This is a genomic window from Clostridium punense (genome assembly GCF_017874425.1).
GTDB classification, from domain to species: domain Bacteria; phylum Bacillota; class Clostridia; order Clostridiales; family Clostridiaceae; genus Clostridium_J; species Clostridium_J punense.
Genome location: NZ_JAGGLL010000012.1, coordinates 98,922 through 121,727, shown reverse-complemented (window position 1 = coordinate 121,727; position 22,806 = coordinate 98,922). Strand labels below are relative to the sequence as shown.

Below are 22,806 nucleotides of genomic sequence, written 5' to 3'. Positions count from 1 at the left end.
TAAATTCTGCACTATAATGGTTATTCACTAAAATCATTCCCTTCACGTTTAGTATAACACGAGTTCCTCGTGTCTACCAAAGTGGGTAAGGGTCAGTCTTAGAACAAGAAATAAGGTTAACTACTCAAGTCCAGGAAATAGTAAAGAAAATGAGAATGGTGAAAATGAAGACTGTTTTCGCTTCAATCTCAGAAATATTTGAAACCCATTATAAACGATATAATGAACATATACACATTGCCATAGAAGGTGAAGAAACCGAAATTGAAAGCTCTATGGTTAGTATATGTGAATATTTGGTTAGAATATTTATACAAAAAATAATACAGGGGCATAATGATATACCTAATAAAACTGAACAAAATCAAAAGAATTCTGATCAAAATTTAACAATAAAGGCATCATCTGACTTGAAAAACCTTATATTATCCATTGAAAGCAATTTTTCTGACTTTAATTTTGAGAATATTTTAAAAATACTTAATAGGAAGAATATTAATATAAATTATATGTCTGAAAAAGAAATCCATGATCTGTTGGAACTTACAAATTGTCTGCCAAACTTTCAAGATATTATTAATGCTAAGACTACCGTTGCAATGTTGGGAGGTAATATTGAAATTCTAGGAGAAAAAACTATTCAGATAAATATTTCTATACCTATATCGTGCAGTATTACAAAAGCATTACTTGTAACGGTGGCCGATCAAACTTTTGCTATACCTCTTGACTATATTCAGACAATTATTAATAAGGATTCTGTTGATATTAAGAATGCATGTAATTCTGAACTAATTCTATATATGAAGGAGGCAATACCCCTGATAAGAGTTGCTGAAAAATTAGATTTAATTCAATGCAATTCTAATTCATCTTGTATTTTAATTGTAAGTGTAAATAACAGAATATATGCATTGCTTGTTGACTCCTTACTAGATGAAACAGATGTGGTTATAAAACCAAAAGCTGAAGTTTTAAATGATGTACATGAACTTAGAGGGACCACTATTTTAGGGGATGGCAATATTACACTTGTTTTAGATGTTCCAGCACTTGTCTGCGAGAATTAGGAGGGTTGCAATGCAAATACTTACTTTTTCACTAAACAATGAAGAATATGCTGTTGATACAGGGATTGTCGATACTGTAGAAAATATGCGTCAAGTCACAGTGGTGCCCAAGTCTAAGAAATACATAAAGGGATTGGTTAATTATCGCGGCGAAGCATTACCGGTAATTGATATAAAAAGACTTTTTAACCTTGAAACAGAGTTATATAAAACTGATGAAAAGCTAATAATTATAAAATACAAGGAGCAAAAGATGGCATTAGCAGTAACTGATGTAAATGAAGTAATAAATATTGAAGAGAGTCAGGATGAGGTAGCCTTAAATTTAAAGATGTATGTAATCAATATCAATGAGAACGTTTTAACATATTTAAGTGAGGAAATACTAGATAAAATATAAGAATGAGGGAGTTATTAATGATGAGAGATCAAAAGGATTTTAGTATTGAAAATATTGAGATTAAGGATGTAATAGATATTGATGTGTTACAGAAGTTTCAGGATAATTTTGCTATTGGTATGGATGTAGCAAGCGTAACGGTGGATATTAATGGTAATCCAGTAACAAAGCCAAGCTCCTATACTAGATTTTGTGAGAGTTTTACACATTCTACTACAACTGGAGACAATAGATGTGCAGAATCTCACAGAAGAGGGGGCGAAGAAGCAACAAGGACAGGTCGACCATATGTTTATACCTGTCATGCAGGTCTTATTGATTTTGCAGCGCCTATTATGATAGACGGGGTGCAGATAGGGACAATTCTTGGTGGACAAGTACTTACTGATGAGCCAGAACTTTTAAATTATAGGAAGATAGCAAAGGAAATTGGTGTTGATGAAGAGGGATATATTGATGCAGTACAGGAAGTAAAGGTTACAACTGAAAAAAATATTAAAGCTGCTGCTGAAGTTTTATTTATTGTTGCCAACACATTATCAAAAGTTGGATATGATCAATTAAGACTTGGAAGAATGTCTCAAGAACTTACTGATAATTTTTCACAGATTGCTGGAGCTACGCAGGAGTTGGCAGCTACATCTATTTCAGTAATAGACAACCACCATACTCTAAATGATGAAATACTTAATGTACAAAGCATATCTATAGAAATAAATTCTATACTTGACTCTATAAAGAGTATTGCAGATGAAACTAAAATGTTGGGGCTCAATGCAGCAATTGAGGCTGCAAGAGCAGGAGAGGCTGGCAGAGGATTTGGGGTAGTAGCAACAGAAATACGTAATCTCTCTCAAAGTTCAAAGGAAACAGCTCAACAGATTACTAAATTGACCTCTAGAATACAGGAATCAGTAAGTAAAACTCTTAAGCTTTCAGGCTCAACTATAGAAAGTACCGAACAGCAGTCTGCTGCAATTGAAGAAACTAATGCAAGTGTTGAAGAGGTAATGAGTCTTGCAGAATTATTAAATAAAATAGCTAATAATTCTTAATTACAAAACTGTATTATTTTATTTCTAGGATTTGCACTTAATAATATTTTTATCATAGAAAAAAGATGAAATGCTCCCATTATATGAACAATTAAAATAATTAAACTGTTCATATAATGGGAGTAACTTATTTTCACAAACATAATTTACTTAAAATCATTGTAGTTTTTTCAATTGTTTGTATTAGCTCATTGTGCCAATCACTGTTAAAATCAGTTTCGTTATTCATATAACTTATTACTAATACCTTCATATATCTCTTTAAATAATAATTTGACTCTGTAAATTTTAATGTGATATATAACATATTGCAAATAATTGAAATTAGAAAGATATTTAATGTAAAATAGTATTAATTAATATGGTAAGCGGAATGTGCAATAAAGCGCTACTTTAAAATTAGTAAGAAAATAGAAAAATAAAGGCAAAACCAAAAGATAATTTTGTTGTGAAAGAAGTGATTTGATGATTTATAAAGCAGATACTAATATAAGAAAGCAGTTAAGTTCTATGTTTAAAAATATGAGTGATACAATGATTTTATCCTATCTTCAAGGGCACATGGGAACAGCTTGGGTTAATGACCCTATAAATCCTACTGCGGCACAAATCATAGTAGGTGTTTTTGTGTTTTATGCTGGAGATCCATATGCAAAGGGCACAGATGAATTACTTGCCAATTTACCTAAGGATAATCTAGTAATTGTTGAGAATGAGGAATGGAAAAATCGTATAGAAACTTTTCATAAAGGCCATATAGATAAGTTTCAGCGTTATGCTTTCAAAAAAAATCCTAAATATTTAGATTATGCTCATATACAATCTTTCTTAGGCAAGCTGCCAGAAGGATATGAACTGAAAAAAATAGATGTGGCATTAGCCTATGAGCCATCTTTGCAGGAGGTTTCAGAGGATTTTACAAGTCAGTTTGATTCCATAGAGGATTATGTTCACAAAGGCACAGGATACTGTATTTTGCATAAGGAGAAAATTGTTTGTGGGGCATCATCCTACAGTGTTTATGATGGTGGTATTGAGATTGAAATTGATACACATCCAAAGTATAGAAGAAAAGGCTTAGCAACTGTTGCTGCTGCCGCATTGATATTAGATTGCCTTGAAAGAGGAAAATATCCTAGTTGGGATGCGGCAAACCCTATTTCAGTTGCTCTTGCCCAAAAATTCGGATATGTGTTGGAGGAATCTTATGATACATATCATATTCACTATGAAAAGTAGGAAGGTTCTATAGAATTTAAAGTACATAGCCATAAGTATTTTATCGTAGCACTTTAGTAGAGATTAGAGAATATGGAATAGTAAATATCTAATTAGTCAGTAAAATTAAGGCTATTTCAAAAGCAATTTAATGTTTTTGAAATAGCTTTTTTGAAGGCTTTAAATGTGAAAAATTATCGTATTCATTATAAATAATACTAATGATAAATAAACTTTCAAAAAGCCTTAAGTAAACCAAGGTAGGCTCAAAGAATAAGGGAATCTTTATTTTGGTTTTCCGTAAAAAAAATAAAAAATAAGATGTAACCTTTTCTATTTTTATACGAATAAGAAGTGAATGGTTAACAAGGGGGAGGAGAAATGAATGAAGATAAGGAGCTATTATATAGATTTATAGAGGGTGATGATATTGCTTTTGAATCCTTAGTCCTAAAATATAGGCAAGGAGCAATTCAGTTTTCCATGCAGTTCGTACATGATTATCATATAGCAGAGGATATAGCTCAGGAAAGCTTTGCTAGTATATATGTGTATAAGGAGCGATATAACTTTAAAGCCTCTTTTAAAACCTACCTCTTTACTATAGTTAGGAACAAAAGTATAGATTATATTAGAAGAAATAAAAAAGGAGTTTTAGAAGCGTCAGAAGTTGTTTGTGATTATAGTGCGGAAGAGATAGTTATTAAACAAGAGGAAAAAATTCACTTAAAAAACACAATAAATCAGCTAAAAGACGATTATAAGATAGCAATATACCTCATTGATTACAACGATATGAGCTATGAAGAAGCGGGTAAAGTTATGGGAAAAAGCACTGTGCAGATAAAAATTCTTATATATAGAGCAAGAAAAAAGTTAAAACTATTGCTTCAGGAGGAATGAAGTATGGAAGATATGTTAAAGAAAGAAGAAGAGTTTTTAAGGGGCGTATATTGTAAGGTTAGCTATTTAGAACAGGAAAAAAAGAAACAAGAGTTAATAGAAAAAAGTGAAAAGTTAGCTAAAAAGAAAAAGTTAAGATATGCAATGGTATTAGGAGGTTTAGCACTGCTATCTATTACATTTACTATAGTTAGTGATTTTGATGCTTTTGTAATTCTTATAAGTTTTATGCTTTTGATGGTAGCGTCATCTTATTATGAGTTTATTTTAGAGATTTAGATTAGGGGTGGAAATATGAAAATAGAATTAAATAACTTATGTAAATCCTATGGGGATAAAGAAGTTTTAAAGAATGTAAACCTTGAAATAAATGAAGGTATGTTTGGTCTTTTAGGGCCTAATGGGGCTGGGAAAACTACCCTTATGAGGGTGCTCACTGCCCTTATAAGCAAAAATAGTGGTGATGTAAAAATAAATGGAATTGATATAAGTAATAAAAAGGATATAAGAGGCATTATTGGATACTTACCTCAAGATTTTTCTATGTATCCTTCAATGAGTGTTTATGAAGCTATGGACTATATAGCTGTGTTATCTGAAATAAAGAATAAAAGCACAAGGAAAACAATTATTCAAGAGCTTTTATGTAAGGTGAATTTAGAAAATAACATGAAGACAAAAGTCAAGGCTTTATCAGGAGGCATGAGGAGAAGGCTTGGAATAGCTCAGGCTATGATAAATGATCCTAAGGTTCTTATAATTGATGAACCCACTGTGGGACTAGATCCAGAAGAGAGAATTAGATTTAGAAATATGCTTAGGGATTTTTCAGATGGAAAGATAGTTATACTTTCAACTCATATTGTTGAGGATATTGAATTTACCTGTGAAAACATAGGGATACTCAAAAATGGACAAATAGTCTATAAAGGAAAAGTTAATGAAATTATAAAAGAAGCCAGTGGACATGTATGGTCTGCTTTGGTAGAGAGAGAATATCTACCTGAAATTAAAGGGAAATATGAAGTTATATCTACTGTGTCAGAGGAAGATAAGTTTAAAGTTAAATTTATATCCAAGCTTCAGCCATTTGAAGAAGCAGTATGCATTAAACCAAATATGGAAGATGCATATATGAAAATAATCAAGGGGGCATAGCTATGTGGTGGCAGTTATTTTGCAAGGAAATGAAATATTACTTGAAAAGTATAACCTATTATATATTTATAGTTGCAGTAGTTATTTTTTATAGTTCACAGATGACTTTTCCTAAATCTATAGATGATATAAAGCCTTTGACTAAGGAAGAAATTGCAGAGAAAGTTAGTAAGATGCCAGCAGAACAAAGGGAGTATACTAAAGCAAGGTTAGAACATACCTATGGAACTAAGCCTATGACAGATATTAAAATGAAGCAAAAAGCTATGTATAATTACATGGATATGAATCTTGAGGAAAAAGTGGTTGTGGTATATAAGTTTGGATTTGCTAAAAGGATAAAACTAAGTGATAAACAGGGTAATGCTTTTAAAGCTGCAATGGAGAGCATATCTCCAGAGAAGCAAATATCTAACGAAGAATTTATAAATACATTAAATGATTTAGATAAAATTCTTGGCGGGGGAAGCTACTATGGAGAAGAACTTAGAGGAAGTATACTTAAAACTAGTATTACCTATGAAGAGGCCTTAGCGGATTTTAATATTAAATTAAAGGAAGATAAAATCACTAATGCAGAAGGACGGGTATTTGCAGATTACATGGGCATAACAGCAGGAATTTTCCCAATGTTTATAGCAGCCTTTATATTAATTAGGGATCTGAAAAGTGGAGCACAAGAAGTAATCTTTTCAAAAAAAACAAGTTCCTTAAAATATGTTTTAACAAAATACTTAGCCGCCATTGTATCCCTGATGGTACCATATGTATTTACTGCAACCCACGGAACATTGACCTATGGAAGATTAGCAGCTAATAGTGGTATTTCTATAGATTACTTTGCTTTTTATAAATATGTGTTACTATGGATTGTTCCTACTTTAATGTTTGTTATAGCCCTGGGCATGCTATTCGGAGTAATTTTTAAAAAACCAATAGCAGCTATAATAATTCAGTTTCTACTATGGTGCAGTTCAATACCTAACTTATATGGAAGTTATGGTTTAGACAAATATATTATAAGATTTAACTCTAGTGTTAATAATGTTGAATACATGAAATGGGCAAATAGTATTCAGGTAAATAGGACATTTTATTTTTTACTTTCACTAGTGATAATATTTATAGCAGTGTTTTTATATGATAGAAGGCGAGGATCCATAGGTGAAAAATTTAGTTTATTATAATTTAAAGCTTATAGGGAATTTAAATACAGCTATTGCTGGAGCATTTCTAATCATTCTTACTTTAATGATGAACATGAAGTTTTTAACTTATAGGGAAGCCGCTGTTATAGGTGAGACTTACGTGTCTATCATTGGTATAATATTATTTCCGTATCTTTGTACTATTGAATATAATAATAATATAAAAGAAACTATTTTTACTAAGAAAACAACCTTTATGAACATAGTGCTTTTAAGAATAATTATTATGGTATTCTTCACTATTTTGTGCATAGCAACTGTAACAGCTATAGAAATATATAATGAAAGTAGCTTTAATGTAGTAGAAATAATTTCTGGAACTTTCATAACAACTTTTTTTCTAGGTATGATAGGTATTACTGTTAGTAATATCTTTGAAAATGATATTTTAGGATATATGGTAGCTTTTATGTATTATTTCTTTGAATTATTTGATGGTGGAAAGCATACTAAAGATTTTTACTTATTTAGTCTTACAAGGGGTAGTTTTAGTTATGGGAAACACTATATACTTCTAATTTCTATCATATTGCTCATTATAAATTTAAGAGTAATATATAAAAAAAGTTAGGCTTGAAATTAAGCTTAATAGTTAATTCGTAGAATTAGTTATAAAAAGTACCCAAACTTCACCGATGAGAGTTTGAGTACTTTTTAAAATCTTGAGCAAAGTTATTTAGTTCATGACTAACTACGAATTAAGTAATCAAAAGCTCCTAAAGCAGCAGTTGCACCTGAACCCATGGAGATGATAATTTGTTTGTAAGCACTGTCAGTACAATCACCAGCAGCAAATACTCCAGGTATATTTGTAGCACCATATTTATCTACAATTATTTCTCCAAATCTACTACGATTAACTTCTTCTCCTAACCAATCTGTATTGGGAACAAGACCAATTTGAACAAATACTCCTTGAAGCTCAATGTGATGAACTTCGCCATTGTCACGATTGATATAAGAAATACCATTAACTTTATCTGTACCTGTGATTTCTTTTGTTTGAGCATTTTTTATAACAGTTACATTAGGTAGGCTGTAAAGACGTTTTTGAAGTACAGCATCAGCCTTTAATTCTGGCATGAATTCAAGCACTGTTACATGTTTTACAATACCAGCAAGATCTATGGCAGCTTCTATGCCTGAGTTGCCACCACCAATAACTGCTACATCTTTTCCAGCAAATAATGGACCATCACAGTGAGGGCAATAGGCTACACCTTTAGTCTTAAACTCCTCTTCACCAGGTACGCCAACCTTACGCCAACGAGCACCAGTTGAAATTATCACTGTTTTTCCTTTTAGGATTGCACCACTTTCTAGCTCAACCTCAATATAATCCTTCTTTGTAAGGTGTTTTGCACGTTGTAGTTTCATTACATCCACATTGTATTGGTTAACGTGTTCTTCAAGGCTTGCTACAAGTTTTGGACCTTCTGTATATTTCATACTAATAAAGTTTTCTATACCTAAAGTGTCCATAACCTGGCCACCGAAGCGTTCAGCAACTACACCTGTACGAATGCCTTTGCGAGCTGCATAGATAGCAGCACTTGCACCAGCAGGACCGCCACCAACAATTAATACATCATAAGGCTCTTTATTAGATAGTTCTGATATATCTTCACCACTGCCTAGTTTTCCTAGAATTTCTTCAATAGTCATACGTCCACTGCTGAAGAACTCACCGTTTAAATATACTGAGGGCACTGCCAAGATATTTCTGTTTTCAACCTCATCTTTGAAAGCAGCTCCATCAATCATGGTATGGGTAATGTTGGGATTAAGAATACTCATTAAGTTTAAACTTTGTACCACTTCAGGACAGTTGTGACAACTAAGACTAATGTAAGTTTCAAAATTATATTTTCCACTAAGGTTTTTAACTTGATTAATTACTTTATCATCAACCCTTGGAGGTCTTCCACTGGTTTGAAGTAAGGCCAATACTAGGGAGGTAAACTCATGACCTAAAGGAATGCCAGCGAAGGTTATTCCAATGTCCTCATTAGGACGATTTATGCTAAAGCTTGGAGTTCTTTCAAGCACTGCTTTTTCTACTGTGATTTTAGATGACATACTAGCTAGCTCATTAACTAGGGACAACATATCTTTAGATATATCGTCAGAACCTGGGTTTATTTTAATCAGCACATTGTTTTCCAGTAATTCAAGGTATTGTGATAATTGAGCTTTTATTTCTGCATCAAGTATCATAGAATTAACTCCTTAAATTTTTCCTACAAGGTCTAAATGTGGCTTAAGAGTTGCAGAGCCTTCTTTCCACTTAGCTGGGCAAACTTCACCTGGATTATTTCTAACATATTGTGCTGCTTTAATTTTATTAACTAAAGTACTTGCATCTCGGCCAATACCACCTGCATTAATTTCTACTGCTTGAATAATTCCATCTGGGTCAATGATAAATGTTCCACGATCCGCAAGACCAGCTTCTTCAATTAGAACATCAAAGTTACGAGATAGAGTATGGGATGGGTCACCAATCATAATATATTGGATTTTCTTTATAGTTTCTGAGCTATCATGCCATGCCTTATGTGTGAAGTGAGTATCAGTTGAAACTGAATAAACTTCCACTCCAAGGCTTTTTAAAGTTTCGTAATTATCTTGTAAATCCTCTAATTCTGTTGGGCAAACGAAAGTAAAATCTGCTGGGTAGAAGCAAACTACACTCCAGTGACCTTTAAAATTTTCTTCAGTAACATCTATGAAGTTACCATTTTGAAAAGCTGATGCTTTAAATTCTTTTACTTGAGTTCCGATTAATGACATAATTAATTCCTCCTAAAATTTAATTTATAGGGCAGCAAAATCATAATTATTAATATATGAAAGCTACCTTGATTCTCTTATGGACAATGAAGATGAATAAAACAAATTTTCATCCTGAAAGCCTGTATGAATTGGAATAGTAATTTAAATAAAAAGGTTTTATTTATTTTCCTAGATTATTATGCGCTACTTACTATTTATCAATTCATATAACGATTACTAAGTAATAATAATTATTACATGACAATAGTTATGTGTCAATACAATATTACAAAATTTACAGTTATTTAATTATATTTTGAAAGAGTAGTGGTTTAAGTCTAAAAATCTAAGTTGGTTGAAGAAAGAGAGTTAAAATGAATCAAAGCTATTTTGATAAACTACACTAATTTTTAAATCCCTTAAACTTAGTAATTTTGTCATTACATAAGTAATATAAAGCAAAAGTTTTAAAAGAACTTTGCTCTACAGTCTAAATTAAATTATATAAAGTTAAGAAATACAGTTGAAAAATCTTAAATTTTTCCTTTAAATCTTAAATTTTACTTAAGTCAATAGACTAAGAAAATAAATTATTATATAATAAAGTGAAACAATATATAATAAGTTTAAGTAAAATAAATTAAATAAAATTAGGGTATAAGTGGGGGAGTCTAATGAAGCTACGTAGAAGATTTTTTGAGAGTTTTATTTATATTTTTATGATTATAACTCTTGTAATAAATATGCCTACCTCAATATCAACTTGGGACAATCATCCAGAATCGGAAGATATTAATGTAAATCAGTCTTTAGGAAGTAAAATTGAGCAACAGAATAGTGAAACTAATAAAAATAATGAACCAGGTAAAAGCACTCCCACTAGATATGATAAACAGAAAATGGATAATTTCAGAAGTTTGTTTTCTAGTGGAAAAGTTACTATATTAATGTATCATAACATTACAGATGGTAAAGAAGATTACATGAGTGTTCATAAAGATAAATTCAGAGAACAAATGAAATTTATAAAGGATAATGGTTATAACGTGATAAGTCTTGATGATTTATATGCTTATTACACAGAGGGGACTCCAATTGATGATAAATCTATAATAATCACCTTTGACGATGGATACTGGAATAACTACATGAATGCCTATCCAGTATTAAAGGAGTTTGGATTCAAGGCAACATTATTTATGATTACTTCTATGATAGATCAGAAACTGTACTTAAATAAGGATAGGCTTAGAGAAATGGATGCAAATGGAGTTAGCATACAAAGTCATACTGTGAGTCATCTTGAGTTAAATAAAATGTCCTATGATCAACAGTTTTATGAGTTAAGTGAATCTAAGAAAATCCTAGAAGATATTTTAGGAAAAGAAATAAAGTACATTTCTTTTCCATATGGGCAATTTAATAAGGACACAATCATGATTACAAGAAAATTAAATTATAATCTAGCAATGGGAACAGTTCCAGCGAAGGCTATAAGAAGAAATGGGTTATACAACCTAAATCGTATTGCAGTATTTGGAAACACAAACATAAAGCAATTTGAAGAATTACTCAACAAGAAGTAGCGAATAGAATAGATTTAATTAGCAATGAAAAAGTAGAAAAATACATAAGATAAAAAGGTCTGTGAAGAATATTCCCAGGCTTTTTTTATATTTAATAGTATAGCTTATTAGTATACTTGTTCTGCTATAGAAATAACTGATTCAAATAATTTGTTCGAATAAATCAATTGCAAATATGATCTCTTAAGGAAACATTTTTATTGCTTACAGAAGTATAAGTATAAGTATAAGTATAAGTATAAGGCAGACATAACGGTGAATTTATTTTAAATATACATTCAAGATTCAGTACCTAAGAAATAATTCATAAGCATTTTTCTTAAATTTTGTAAACAAAGTTATTAGTTTGTAAATTATGTAAGTTGATGTTGAATAAAATGATAACATATTTTACATAATATTGAATTAAATGAAATAAAAATTAAAAATTACAAAAAAACCTAGGGAAATTTGAAAAAAAATAGAACATTATGGTAAAATATATATGTAAAATAAAATAATATTTATTTGCAAGTAAAGTATTTATGTAAGTGGGAGGGTATATTTTGAGAGATGATATTTTAGAGTCATTAAAAAATGAAGTAAGAAGAAGGTGTGAGAGTAAAAATAACCATTTTGGAATAGGAGGATATTATCATATAGTTGATGTTGTTAGAAAATCTATAATTTTAGCTCAAAAAAACAATGCAGACATTGAAGTTGTAGCAATATCTGCATGGCTTCATGATATAGCAGCTATTACTGACTATAAGTTTTATAACGATCATCATTTACATGGAGTAAGAATAGCTGGTGATATTTTAAGTAGCTACGATTATCCAAAGGATAAAATACAAAAGGTACAAAAGTGCATATTAAATCATAGAAGTGTGAAGTCTGATTCGAGATCTTCAGTAGAAGAGATATGCGTTGCAGATGCTGATGGCATAACAAACTTTGAGAACTTGCCAGCACTATTTCAGCTTGCTTATCAAGTAGAAGGATGTTCAATTAAAGAAGGTGCAGAGTTTGTAAAAAATAAATTGATAAACAGCTATAGCAAGTTATCTGAAACAAGTAAGCAAATATATAAAGAGAAATATGATATTGCTATGAAAGTTATGGAATCCTAGCTAAAAAATTGAATGTGCTATTTAAATTTAAGTAAAAAGACACCTCAATTAGACAATCTATAAACAAATACATATGAAAATTATGAAACTTGGTTTTGTAGATGAATTCCTATTAATTTACTGAGTTATATTATGATGAAATAATAATATTTTTGCACTCAAGGATTTAATATATTAAAATAATACAACACAAATCCCTTCTTGGTTGAGATAAAGGTGCCAAGAAGGGATTTTAATGTGCAAAAGAATATATAGTTTAACTTATTAGAGTAATAACAATTATTTTAAAATATCTAATTTAAAAGTTTTATAGAATTTTTGTAAACTGCTATGAGTGATAGTTATTATCATGATTAATTTCCAAAAGACTTAAATTATTATGCAGCTTTTTTATTAATTATTATTTCTTTTCCTTCTTTTTTCCATTTTGCAAATTCAGCTGCTGCTGTAAATAATGCATCTGTAGAGGAGTTTAGAGCGGTTTCAGCGGAGTCTTGAATAACACCTACTATGAAGCCTACTCCAACTACCTGCATTGCTACATCTCCAGGGATTCCGAATAAACTACATGCTAGCGGAATTAGAAGTAATGAACCACCGGCAACTCCTGAAGCACCACAGGCACTTACTGCTGATAATACGCTAAGAATTATTGCTGTTCCAAGGTCTACTTGAATTCCAAGGGTGTTAACAGCTGCAAGAGTTAGCACAGAAATTGTAATAGATGCACCGGCCATGTTGATAGTAGCACCTAGTGGAATAGATACTGAGTAAGTATCTTTATCTAATCCTAAATCTTCGCATAAGCTCATGTTTACAGGAATGTTTGCAGCTGAGCTACGAGTAAAGAAGGCTGTAATACCACTTTCTTTTAAACATTTAAATACTAGTGGGTATGGATTTTGACGGATAGTAGCATATACCATTAGTGGGTTTAATACTACAGCAACGAATATCATACATCCAAGTAAAAGTACTAATAATTTTCCATAGCTAAGTAAGGATTCAATTCCGCTTGTAACAATAGTGTCGATTACAAGTCCCATGATTCCTAGTGGTGCAAAGTTTATAACCCATATTACTATTTGAGATAGAGCATCTGAAATATTGTTAACTAATGTTTTTGTTGAATCAGCAGCATTTTTTAGCGCAAAACCAAGAAGTACTGCCCATGAAAGAATACCAATATAGTTAGCATTGAAAAGTGCTTTCACTGGGTTATCTACTAGATTTAATAAGAGTGCTTTAAGAACATCTACAACTCCACCAGGAGGAGTAACGTTTTCAGCTCCTGCCGCAAGAGTTAAACTTACTGGGAACATAAAGCTTGCCACAACAGCTGCAGCTCCAGCCAAGAAAGTTCCTAAAAGATAAAGTATAATAACGGTTTTCATATTAGTTTGCTTACCAGATTTATGTTGAGAAATAGCTCCAGTTACTATAAATAATACTAGGGCAGGGGCAACTGCCTTTAAGGCACCTACAAATAAAGATCCGAAGAGTGTAAGTGGTTTTGCTACAGATGGTGCTGTTATAGCTAAAATAATACCGATAACTAAACCTACAATTATTCTTTTTACTAAGCTCAGTCGATTCCATGCGTTAATTAATTTTCCCATGAATATTCCTCCTAATTTTTATAATTTTGAAATAATTACAATTGTTATCATGCTATAGACTTTCTAGATTAATATTGAGTTTTCATAAGTTTTTCACTAGTTATACTAAAGTATTTAAAAGTTAAGAAAGCAATCTTAGTATAGAAAGCTAAATTAAGAAATTAGTATACATTAGCTTAATTTAAATTCCTTAAGGAGTTTGAAAATAAATTAGACTTTATAAATAACCTTAGCTAGAGAAATAAAATTTATACCTAACTTAAACAAGATTTATACTGACTCCTTAAAATTTCTAGAATCAAATAAGAAAATCATCAGTCTTAGAAGCCTATAAAACATGAGTATTGTGAGAAAAGTTGTCCATTTTAAGAAAGTGTAAATGCATTTATGAACTATTTGTGAAGTAATTGTATCATGAATTTTTGCAGAAGTGAAGTAAAATTTAAAATTATCTGAAAGTAAATTATGGAAAGGGTGAAAATGTTATCATATCAGATAAAAAATGGAGAAATTTATAAAAATAAGTCATAAAAAGCATAAATGAAAAGATGATTTGAGATATGTAAAATAAATTTGTGAACAGGGAGTTAACTATTGAGAAATGCAAAAAAGAAGAATATTAAAGAATGCTAATGATAGTATAGTGGAGATGGTAAAGTCAACACTTATTGGTTTCATATTAATTAAGCCCTGCATAATAAAGGAGTTTCTTCGCTATTTATGCAGGGCTTTCCTATTATTCAAAAGTTTCTATTTATATGGTGTGTCTTGAATATTAAAACAATTTCAAACATGTATATTAAATAAAGGGGAAGCGGTAGTATGCTAATTAAATTTTACAAAAATGTATCTTCTTTTAATACAAAAAAATGTCTGTAAAACCTGATAATTATCAGATTTTACAGGACATGTAAAATTTCAAGTAGATGAAGTTTTATAGAAGATGATGTGAATACAACTGTTCATTTTTAAGACTTTAAGTTTTAAATTTAAAGTCTCTTAAACACTTCTTACATGTAACGGTGATTTTCCCTTTTCCCCTGGGCAATCTAAGTTTTTGACCACAGTAAGGACATTTGGTTATTTTAAAGTTTTTACTTTGCGTTATCTTATATTTAAGATTGTTTATATGAGAAGTTAAAAAATTAAAGTTTAAAGGTATGGTGTTGTAAGGAAGTTGTAATCCAAGTTTTTTTAGAACCTTATTTGCATAAGTATAAAATAAATCATATTCTTTTTGGCGCTTATATAGATCTTTAGAAAACACCCTAAAGATGGAATATATAAAAAGTATTATTGATATTGAGCTAGTTCTATGCCAAAGACCAAATAAGAAGCTTAGAATAAGCAAGAAAATTGATAAGAAATCTATACCATAATATCTTTGCATATAATTCATATAACCACTCCTAAAACCCTAATATTACTTGATATTATTATATCTTATATTAATTGTGGAAACAATGGAGTGAAAAAAGTAATTATAGAAGGAAGAATTAAAGCTTTTATTGACTACCAATTTTAGTAAATAGTATTATAGAAGTAAAGAAAGTTTTAATTAAAAAATACTTAGGGTTTAGGGGGTATCATGGAGGAGCATGTTTTAAATTTAGGGAAGGAATTTCTGGTTTCTTATTTAAAAGATAGAAATATTGAATATGGAAATATTCATCCTTGGAGAAATAAGTGGGAATTCGTGGTTTTACATTGTCTTAGGGTTGAGGGATATGTAGTAAAGCTTTTAAGCAGAGAAAATCATAATTTATCTGAAGAGGAAATAGTATTAATTAGACTTGCAGCCATATTACATGATGTGGGAAGGGTTCATACCAGAGAAGGACATGCTTTACTAGGGAGAAATATTGTAGAGCAATGGTTAAAGGAAAATTCCTATGTATCTCAAGTAATAGGTGATACTAAAAGACTATTAAAGTTAATTGAAAGTCATTCAAACAAAGAACAAGATGAAGAAGATTACTGTTTAAAAGTACTAAAAGATGCCGATATTTTAGATGAAATAGGTGCAATGTCAATATTTATGGCATCTAATTGGATAGATAAGGGTGACCCTTACTTTTTTCAATTACTCTACAATAGATTGGATACTTTTGAAATGAATTTTTGTGAGGAATGCTTCAAAATTTTAAATACGGATGCTGGCAAAGAAATTTTAGAGGAAAAGAAGAATTTTATTGCTCAGTTTAACAGTGGATTAAAAGAAGAACTTTATGGAACTGAAGTTTTTGGTGAAGTTAAAATAGAAGATTATTTTAGTAGTTTTTCTAATTTATAATGAAAATATATGTTAATAATTACAAAAGTAAATTATAATGTTAATATGTTATGAAATTAACGGAAATTGTAATTCACCATAAAATTTATTAAGAGATAAGTTTTTTAGCTATTTTCAAAGTTAAGTAAGTTTTGCAAGTAATAGATATTAATACATATTACAAAATATAAGGATTAACTAAAATGGCTTTATAATTCATAATTTTAAAAAAAGTAGATATTTCTAAATGCTTATGAAATTAAGGTGTATTTTAAAATAAAATATTGGCGTTAAGATAGGATTCCTTTGTAAAAATGTAATTTATTCATGATGAATTTAATTCATGATGAATGAAATTTACCTACAGAAATCCTTAAGGGAACCAAGATGGTTCTCGGTATAATCTAACCTTGTCTTTGGTTCCCTATATATATAAATAAAATTAATCATAATAAGTAAATATACCAGAAGGATGATGTGTATGGAATTTTTAACTCCGGGCGAGAAGTTAAGAAAAATTAGAAAAGAATTGAATATGACACAAAGTGATTTTGCTGATGAATCAATGACAAGAAGCTATGTTGGTATGATAGAAGTTGGTAAGAGAAATTTAAATCCTAGTATTGCAAGAATAATCCTAGAGAAACTTAATGCAAGAGCTAAGGAATTAAATGTTGAAATTAGTATAGATGAAGATTATTTAACTATGTCAAGGGAAGAAGAAGCAGAAAGATATTGTAAGAATATCATGGACAATAACCCTACAGAGGAGCAAGTAAATTCAGTTATAGAAATTTCTTTAAAGTATGGACTTAAAGAAACAGGGGCTAGTGCCTATAGAGTGATGGGGGATATGAAATATGAAGAATATCACTATTTAGATGCTTTTTTAGCATATAATAATTCCTTGGATATTTGCAAAACAATTGGTAAGTTAGATATACAATGTTACTTAATTAATAGATTAGGTATGTGTAAGTATGATGAACTAGACTATGTAGAGGCTCTTTTATATTTTACTAGAGCTCAACAGTATGCCGTTGAGCTTAATAATTATGATATAGAAGTAAAAGCTATATTTAATATTGCACTAACCTATAAGAAAATGAAAAAGTTAGAAGAAGCTAAAAAGTATGTTGAGATATATATAAATAAGATAAATGGTTCTAATGATTATGAAGAAATGTATGCTAAAGGTAATATTTTAAAATCTAATTGTATAAAAGCACAGGGGAATATTGAAGAGGCGATAGTGATTTTAAAAGAAACAGTGAGTAATTTTAAAGGAATAACAAAGTATACTGAAGGAATGATTTATAATAATTTAGGTGGGTTATATTTAGATAAAGGTGATTATGATAATAGCCTTAGTGCTTTTAATAAATCAGAGTCTATAAGAATAGAGTATGATGAATCATCGCTAGCTCATACAATAATCCATAAGGCTGAGTTATATATTGAGAAGGAACTTTATACAGAGGCAATCTTACTACTTAAAATGGGGTGTGATATTGCACAAAAGTATAATGATAATTTTTATTTAATTTTAGGGTATAAATTACTAATAGAAATTTATCAAAAGCTAAATAAAATTGATAAAGCTGAAGAGCTGTATTATAAGATTATCGATTTAGCAGATGAAAAATATAACTCTTTAGAATTACTTAATGCGTATTTAAAATTAGTAGAATTATATATCAAGCAAAATAAACTAGAGGAAGCTGCTAACATTATAAAATTGTCACAAAAAATAAGTGGAAATTGGTGATTGAATATTATATAATAAAATTATAATAAGTAATAGGGGGGATATATTGTGAAAAAAATGAAAAAATTATTAGTTGTTACTTTGGGGGCTATGCTTATTTGTCTAGGTGCAAATGTTGTGTATGAACGTGGAAGTTCAGAGGATCCACGCCCAATAGGTCAAATCCAAACAATACACTTAAGTTAATTTAGAGCATATATAAGAGATGGAAAGGGAACACATGGGATTAATATGTGTTCTTTTTTCATTATATAGGGAATTTAACTTTCTTTCTTGAAAAAGCGTATGTAAGGTGTTGGAGCTACTAGATTTTAAGATGTATGTAAAGAGTTTCAGACTATTTAACAGGGCGTGTGAATACACCCATTTGTTCTTGTAAGTTTATATTATTCTTATGTTTAAACGAAATAAATTTAAAGGAATATTATAAATTTACCAATATTTGATTCTATAGTTCTATGATACAAAAAGTTCATAGAGCTATTTTGCTTTTGCGAAGAAAAATATGATTGTAAAAATATTGAAGGTTTTAGCAATATTTTAGTGAAAGAAAAAATATAATAAAAAATTACAATGGCAACAATAAATTTTAAAATAATAGTTGCATTAATGAAAATTTAGGTGTATACTATTTGTAAAGTTATTAATAAATTAGAAACTGATTTGCTATTAATTTTCATAAAATTAATACAATTCCATATAAGTTTCCAATAAGTTTACATAATAGTAATCAGCACTTGATAAAATTTGACATAAAAACAAATAAAAATTGGAAGGAGGTTAAGGACAAGCTCTACAAACAGTAAGGTAATTGGGGAATTATATATGTTTTACTGTTTTTAAAGGGCTTGAAGAAGAATTTTGTTTAAAGTTGACGTATAAGTTTATACTTTAAATTCAAAAACCAAAAAATATATATTAAAAAGGGGGATAATATTATGAAAAAGGTACTAAGCTTAGTAATGGTAACTGCACTTTCTTTAAATTCAGTTGCCTATGCAGCTACAGTAGGTAATGAGACAAATGGGCCAAAGAAAATGGAAACTATCGAAAGATTAAGAGAGAGATCAGAAAAAGCAGGAAAAAATCTTGATATAAAGTGGGATAGTAATAAAAATATTCCAAGCTTTATCACAGGAACTCTTTCTGAAGAGGGAGTAGATGGATCATCTGATGCAGCAGCGTTTATCAGTAAAAATAAGGATATGTTTGAAGTTAATGTTGGGGAATTTGTAAATCAATCCGTTGAAACTGATAACTTAAATAACAAACATTATAAAAATAGATTAGTAGTCGATGGTATTCCAGTATACGGAACAGAAATTATAGTGCACACAGATGCTAATGGAACTGTGTATGCTGTGAATGGAAATGTTGAAAATGGAGTAACTAAAAACCAATGGAAGGGTGACTTTAAACTTTCAGCAGAAGAAGCCATTCAAAAAGCACTTGAAGGATTAAACATAAAAGAAGATGAAGTTCAATATTCTGCAGATCCTAAGGCAGAGCAGTTTATATATAATGACAATGGAAATTGGGTACCAGTTTACTACGTAACAACTCAATTTATGGCTCCTTATTATGGAAATGTAAAAAGTTTTGTTAATGCAAATGATGGACAAGTGATTAAGTCAAGAAATGAAATAAAAAATGCAGCTGCTACAGGAACTGGTTCAGGACTTTTAGGAACTAGAAATTTAAATCTTGATTTAGTAAGTGGAAGATACTATATGAGAGATTTAACAAAGGCAGCAAGAATCGAAACTTATGATGCTAATAGAACAGCAAACTTCCCAGGAACAATAGTAAGTGACGTGGATAATGTTTTTAATGCATCATCTCAATTAGATGCAGTTGATGTACATGCTAATATGGCTCAAACTTACGATTTCTTTAAAAATAAGTTTAATAGAAACAGTTTTGACAATAATGGAGCAACTATAAAAGCAACAGTAAATGGTAGAGATCCACAATATCCAAGCCAACCAATGGATAATGCTTTCTGGAATGGAACTCAAATGGTATTTGGTGATTGCAGTGGTACAACCTTTGCACATATTGGATCAGCTCTTGATGTTGTAGGACATGAGTTTACACATGCTGTTACAGAAAGAACTGCTGGATTAGAGTATGAAAATCAATCAGGAGCTCTAAATGAATCTTTCTCCGATGTTTTTGGATATTTAATAGAAGGTCAATCAAGTGACTGGTTAATGGGAGAAGATTGCTATACACCATCAACTCCTGGAGATGCTTTAAGAAGCTTATCTAATCCAACTCTATATAATCAACCAGCTCATATGAATCAATACCAAAACCTTCCTAACACATCAAACGGAGATTGGGGTGGAGTTCATATAAACAGTGGAATTCCAAACAAAGCTTTCTATCTTGCAGCAACATCAATCAATGATAATAATAAAATGGCTCAAATATACTATAGAGCATTAACTTCATATTTAACTCCATATGCTCAATTTACAGATGCTAAGAATGCTTTGGTACAAGCTGCTAAGGATTTATATCCTACAGATACTACTGTAGCAACTAAGGTTGCTGATGCTTATACTTCAGTAGGTGTAGGTTCTAGTACACCAACAGGAGATACTTATGAACCTAATAACACAATAAGTGCAGCTGTTGCTTTAACTAGTGGAACAACTTACAGTTCATACATTTACTCATCAACAGATGTAGATTATTATTCAGTAAATGGAACTTATGGTAGAACTATAACAGTAAATTTAACAAACCTTCCAAAGGATTATGATTTATATTTAGTGAACTCAGCTGGAACAGTAGTTGCTAGATCAGAAAATGGAAGTACAACTAGCGAAAGTATATCCTATTCAGTTCCTACTACAGGAAAATACTATATCAAAGTTTCTGGCTATAGCGGAGCATATAGTACTACTACACCTTATAGCTTAAGAGCTACATTCTAGATTGAAATTTTAATTACAAACTAGAAGAATAATATAAACTAAATCACTATAGGATTAAAGGTGAAATAATTTTTTATTCATCTTAGAAAGTCTTTAGGGAACCAAGGTGGGTCATTTATATTATAGATTTTAACTTGGTTCCCTATAATGTAAATTCAATTATAATTTTGAAAATAAGAGCCTATTAGGATTGATATATAATTAGTCACAAGCAATTAGTATTTATACTAACTCTTATTTAAGTTAAGCTTTCACAAAATCCCTTATAATTTTCTCTAGCCTCATGAGATATATTCTTTTATACCTCATGAGGCTATTTTTATTATGTGGAGAAATTACATTTGCTCTGAAAGTAATCTTAAAAGAGTATGATAATTAGGCAATTTTAAACATTATTTGAAAAGATGTAACTGATTTGGCTTATTTAAAATCGAACATGAATATAAACATTTTTCTTATATTGGGAATTCAAGTTTTTTATTAAAAGTTACCAGAAAAGCACTATTAATAGAGAAGTTCATATTGCAAGTGAAGAATTTTGGTAAAAGCAAACCATTTAAGGAAATTTAGGAAGCGATGCACTTACTCTAAAATAACAATAAACCTAAAAGGTGCATTGTATTGAATAAAATGTTACAATTGTAATATTAATACAAGTGGCCTAACTATTTTGGGGGATTTAAAAATGAGAATAGCTAGGAAAAACACTAATTATTATTAGTTAATAAATTGAAAAGTCTTTACTTATAAATTTAAAGGGGAATAAACTATGGGAATAGATGAAATAATGAAAAATAGTGAATTAAAATATAATAATAGGTTTTTAATTGGACAGTTTGAGAAGTTTGATGTACATAAGCAAGAAAGGGACTTTAGAGAAGGTTTCTATGGAATTGAAGCTACTCAGATGGAATCCTTAGAAGAACTTCAGATACTTGCGGAAAATATAGATAAAAGAAATTTAAAAATGGGTATTCATTTTCCATTGTTAAAAAATCAATGGAGAGCAAGAGATCCACAATACCTTTCTAAAGACATTATAACTTATGAAGAATCCATAAGTTATATGGAAGAGGAATTTAAAAGGTCACATGAATTTAAGCCTGATTATATCTTACTTCATTATCCAAAGCCTGTTATTTTAGATGATGAAGTAGATTGGTCATCTTGGAGATTTTATGATAAAACTGAATACTACTATGAATCGGAAATAGACTATGAATTTTTTGAAGAAAAAACTAAAGTCTTTTTTAGGTTTTTATGTGAACAAGGGAAAAGATATAATTTTACTCCGGTTTTAGAGCTAGATGGATTAAATAAGTTTATTTATGAAACTAAACTTCTGGAAGAATCATTAGAGGAGTACTCTAATATAAAATTATGCTTGGATTTTGGAAGAATACATATACAGGATTGCATAGACAAAAATTTTGATGGTATAGAAGTAATTAAAAGGTTTGGAAAATATGCACACTTAGTTCATCTTTGGAATGCTAAAGTAGATTCAAATGGCCACTATCCAGCATTACCTTCGCTTAAGATAGAAGAAGGTTGGGGAGATATGACTAAATATTTTGTAGCTTTAAATAGTGTGAATGATAGTTATAAGGTTTTATTTGAACATAAATCTAATTCAATAAGTGATGAAGAGCTTGAAGAGTGCTATACATGGGTTAATGAACTTGTAAATGAATTGGAAGTTGGGAGTGAGTAGAAA

At 30.1% G+C, this 22,806-nt stretch carries 19 protein-coding genes; 16 read left to right on the top strand and 3 right to left on the bottom strand.

The features are described 5' to 3' along the window. Positions 1-164 precede the first annotated feature (164 nt). From J2Z44_RS09340 to J2Z44_RS09300, 9 genes are all read left to right on the top strand, one after another. Positions 165-1,070 (top strand): chemotaxis protein CheW, encoded by a 906-nt coding sequence (locus tag J2Z44_RS09340; protein WP_161624474.1) that lies wholly within the window; start codon positions 165-167, stop codon positions 1,068-1,070. Between the two features lie 10 nt (positions 1,071-1,080). Next, positions 1,081-1,470, top strand: a complete 390-nt coding sequence (locus J2Z44_RS09335) for a chemotaxis protein CheW (protein WP_021283858.1) — start codon at positions 1,081-1,083, stop codon at positions 1,468-1,470. Positions 1,471-1,487: 17 nt separating this feature from the next. Continuing rightward, positions 1,488-2,525 carry a PocR ligand-binding domain-containing protein gene (locus J2Z44_RS09330; protein WP_082206949.1) on the top strand — a complete coding sequence of 346 codons (1,038 nt, stop codon included), beginning with the start codon at positions 1,488-1,490 and terminating at the stop codon, positions 2,523-2,525. Positions 2,526-2,990: 465 nt separating this feature from the next. Then, positions 2,991-3,764: a GNAT family N-acetyltransferase gene (locus tag J2Z44_RS09325; RefSeq protein ID WP_021283860.1), complete on the top strand. Its 774-nt coding sequence runs from the start codon at positions 2,991-2,993 to the stop codon at positions 3,762-3,764. A 360-nt stretch (positions 3,765-4,124) separates the two neighbouring features. After that, a complete protein-coding gene (locus tag J2Z44_RS09320) occupies positions 4,125-4,646 on the top strand; it encodes an RNA polymerase sigma factor (protein ID WP_209649517.1) in 522 nt (173 codons plus the stop codon). 3 nt (positions 4,647-4,649) lie between these two features. Further along, positions 4,650-4,925 (top strand): hypothetical protein, encoded by a 276-nt coding sequence (locus J2Z44_RS09315; RefSeq protein ID WP_021283862.1) that lies wholly within the window; start codon positions 4,650-4,652, stop codon positions 4,923-4,925. Positions 4,926-4,940: 15 nt separating this feature from the next. Next, positions 4,941-5,804 carry an ABC transporter ATP-binding protein gene (locus J2Z44_RS09310; protein ID WP_021283863.1) on the top strand — a complete coding sequence of 288 codons (864 nt, stop codon included), beginning with the start codon at positions 4,941-4,943 and terminating at the stop codon, positions 5,802-5,804. Between the two features lie 2 nt (positions 5,805-5,806). Further along, positions 5,807-6,991 carry an ABC transporter permease gene (locus J2Z44_RS09305; RefSeq protein ID WP_209649516.1) on the top strand — a complete coding sequence of 395 codons (1,185 nt, stop codon included), beginning with the start codon at positions 5,807-5,809 and terminating at the stop codon, positions 6,989-6,991. Next, the gene (locus J2Z44_RS09300; RefSeq protein WP_209649515.1) at positions 6,969-7,583 is read left to right on the top strand and encodes a hypothetical protein; all 615 of its coding nucleotides are present in this window, start codon (positions 6,969-6,971) and stop codon (positions 7,581-7,583) included. Before J2Z44_RS09305 ends, J2Z44_RS09300 begins: the two co-directional genes overlap by 23 nt. Before the next feature lie 116 nt (positions 7,584-7,699). Here J2Z44_RS09300 and ahpF read toward each other — a convergent pair whose 3' ends face one another. Both ahpF and ahpC read right to left on the bottom strand, forming a co-directional pair. Next, positions 7,700-9,229 (bottom strand): alkyl hydroperoxide reductase subunit F, encoded by a 1,530-nt coding sequence (ahpF, locus tag J2Z44_RS09295; protein WP_209649514.1) that lies wholly within the window; start codon positions 9,227-9,229, stop codon positions 7,700-7,702. 12 nt (positions 9,230-9,241) lie between these two features. Beyond that, a complete protein-coding gene (gene ahpC / locus J2Z44_RS09290; protein WP_021283868.1) occupies positions 9,242-9,805 on the bottom strand; it encodes an alkyl hydroperoxide reductase subunit C in 564 nt (187 codons plus the stop codon). A gap of 656 nt (positions 9,806-10,461) precedes the next feature. Between ahpC and J2Z44_RS09285 the strand changes: the two genes are divergently transcribed. Together J2Z44_RS09285 and J2Z44_RS09280 are read left to right on the top strand one after the other, a co-directional pair. After that, positions 10,462-11,373, top strand: a complete 912-nt coding sequence (locus J2Z44_RS09285; RefSeq protein ID WP_021283869.1) for a polysaccharide deacetylase family protein — start codon at positions 10,462-10,464, stop codon at positions 11,371-11,373. A 545-nt stretch (positions 11,374-11,918) separates the two neighbouring features. Then, entirely contained in the window at positions 11,919-12,485 is a 567-nt protein-coding gene (locus tag J2Z44_RS09280) for an HD domain-containing protein (RefSeq protein WP_021283870.1), read from the top strand. A 377-nt stretch (positions 12,486-12,862) separates the two neighbouring features. On the opposite strand, the gene sstT is transcribed toward J2Z44_RS09280, so the two are convergent. Beyond that, a complete protein-coding gene (sstT, locus tag J2Z44_RS09275; RefSeq protein WP_021283871.1) occupies positions 12,863-14,104 on the bottom strand; it encodes a serine/threonine transporter SstT in 1,242 nt (413 codons plus the stop codon). 1,588 nt (positions 14,105-15,692) lie between these two features. Here sstT and J2Z44_RS09270 point away from each other — a divergent pair. The 5 genes from J2Z44_RS09270 (at position 15,693) to J2Z44_RS09250 (ending at position 22,803) form a co-directional block, all read left to right on the top strand. After that, a complete protein-coding gene (locus J2Z44_RS09270) occupies positions 15,693-16,397 on the top strand; it encodes an HD domain-containing protein (RefSeq protein ID WP_021283875.1) in 705 nt (234 codons plus the stop codon). Between the two features lie 460 nt (positions 16,398-16,857). Continuing rightward, the gene (locus J2Z44_RS09265; protein WP_021283876.1) at positions 16,858-18,144 is read left to right on the top strand and encodes a helix-turn-helix domain-containing protein; all 1,287 of its coding nucleotides are present in this window, start codon (positions 16,858-16,860) and stop codon (positions 18,142-18,144) included. Between the two features lie 48 nt (positions 18,145-18,192). Further along, complete coding sequence (locus tag J2Z44_RS09260) at positions 18,193-18,330, top strand: hypothetical protein (protein WP_021283877.1); 138 nt, start codon at positions 18,193-18,195, stop codon at positions 18,328-18,330. A 752-nt stretch (positions 18,331-19,082) separates the two neighbouring features. Beyond that, positions 19,083-21,089 (top strand): M4 family metallopeptidase, encoded by a 2,007-nt coding sequence (locus J2Z44_RS09255; RefSeq protein WP_021283878.1) that lies wholly within the window; start codon positions 19,083-19,085, stop codon positions 21,087-21,089. Positions 21,090-21,858: 769 nt separating this feature from the next. Then, positions 21,859-22,803 (top strand): apurinic/apyrimidinic endonuclease family protein, encoded by a 945-nt coding sequence (locus J2Z44_RS09250; RefSeq protein ID WP_209649513.1) that lies wholly within the window; start codon positions 21,859-21,861, stop codon positions 22,801-22,803. The last annotated feature ends 3 nt before the right edge of the window (positions 22,804-22,806 follow it).

Coding starts and splice junctions, on each gene's coding strand:
- J2Z44_RS09340 (WP_161624474.1), top strand. CDS start 165: ATGAAGACTGTTTTCGCTTCAATCTCAGAAATATTTGAAACCCATTAT.
- J2Z44_RS09330 (WP_082206949.1), top strand. CDS start 1,488: ATGATGAGAGATCAAAAGGATTTTAGTATTGAAAATATTGAGATTAAG.
- ahpC (WP_021283868.1), bottom strand. CDS start 9,805: ATGTCATTAATCGGAACTCAAGTAAAAGAATTTAAAGCATCAGCTTTT.
- J2Z44_RS09270 (WP_021283875.1), top strand. CDS start 15,693: ATGGAGGAGCATGTTTTAAATTTAGGGAAGGAATTTCTGGTTTCTTAT.
- J2Z44_RS09265 (WP_021283876.1), top strand. CDS start 16,858: ATGGAATTTTTAACTCCGGGCGAGAAGTTAAGAAAAATTAGAAAAGAA.
- J2Z44_RS09325 (WP_021283860.1), top strand. CDS start 2,991: ATGATTTATAAAGCAGATACTAATATAAGAAAGCAGTTAAGTTCTATG.
- J2Z44_RS09310 (WP_021283863.1), top strand. CDS start 4,941: ATGAAAATAGAATTAAATAACTTATGTAAATCCTATGGGGATAAAGAA.
- J2Z44_RS09305 (WP_209649516.1), top strand. CDS start 5,807: ATGTGGTGGCAGTTATTTTGCAAGGAAATGAAATATTACTTGAAAAGT.
- J2Z44_RS09285 (WP_021283869.1), top strand. CDS start 10,462: ATGAAGCTACGTAGAAGATTTTTTGAGAGTTTTATTTATATTTTTATG.
- J2Z44_RS09250 (WP_209649513.1), top strand. CDS start 21,859: ATGGGAATAGATGAAATAATGAAAAATAGTGAATTAAAATATAATAAT.
- J2Z44_RS09255 (WP_021283878.1), top strand. CDS start 19,083: ATGAAAAAGGTACTAAGCTTAGTAATGGTAACTGCACTTTCTTTAAAT.
- ahpF (WP_209649514.1), bottom strand. CDS start 9,229: ATGATACTTGATGCAGAAATAAAAGCTCAATTATCACAATACCTTGAA.
- J2Z44_RS09335 (WP_021283858.1), top strand. CDS start 1,081: ATGCAAATACTTACTTTTTCACTAAACAATGAAGAATATGCTGTTGAT.
- sstT (WP_021283871.1), bottom strand. CDS start 14,104: ATGGGAAAATTAATTAACGCATGGAATCGACTGAGCTTAGTAAAAAGA.
- J2Z44_RS09320 (WP_209649517.1), top strand. CDS start 4,125: ATGAATGAAGATAAGGAGCTATTATATAGATTTATAGAGGGTGATGAT.
- J2Z44_RS09315 (WP_021283862.1), top strand. CDS start 4,650: ATGGAAGATATGTTAAAGAAAGAAGAAGAGTTTTTAAGGGGCGTATAT.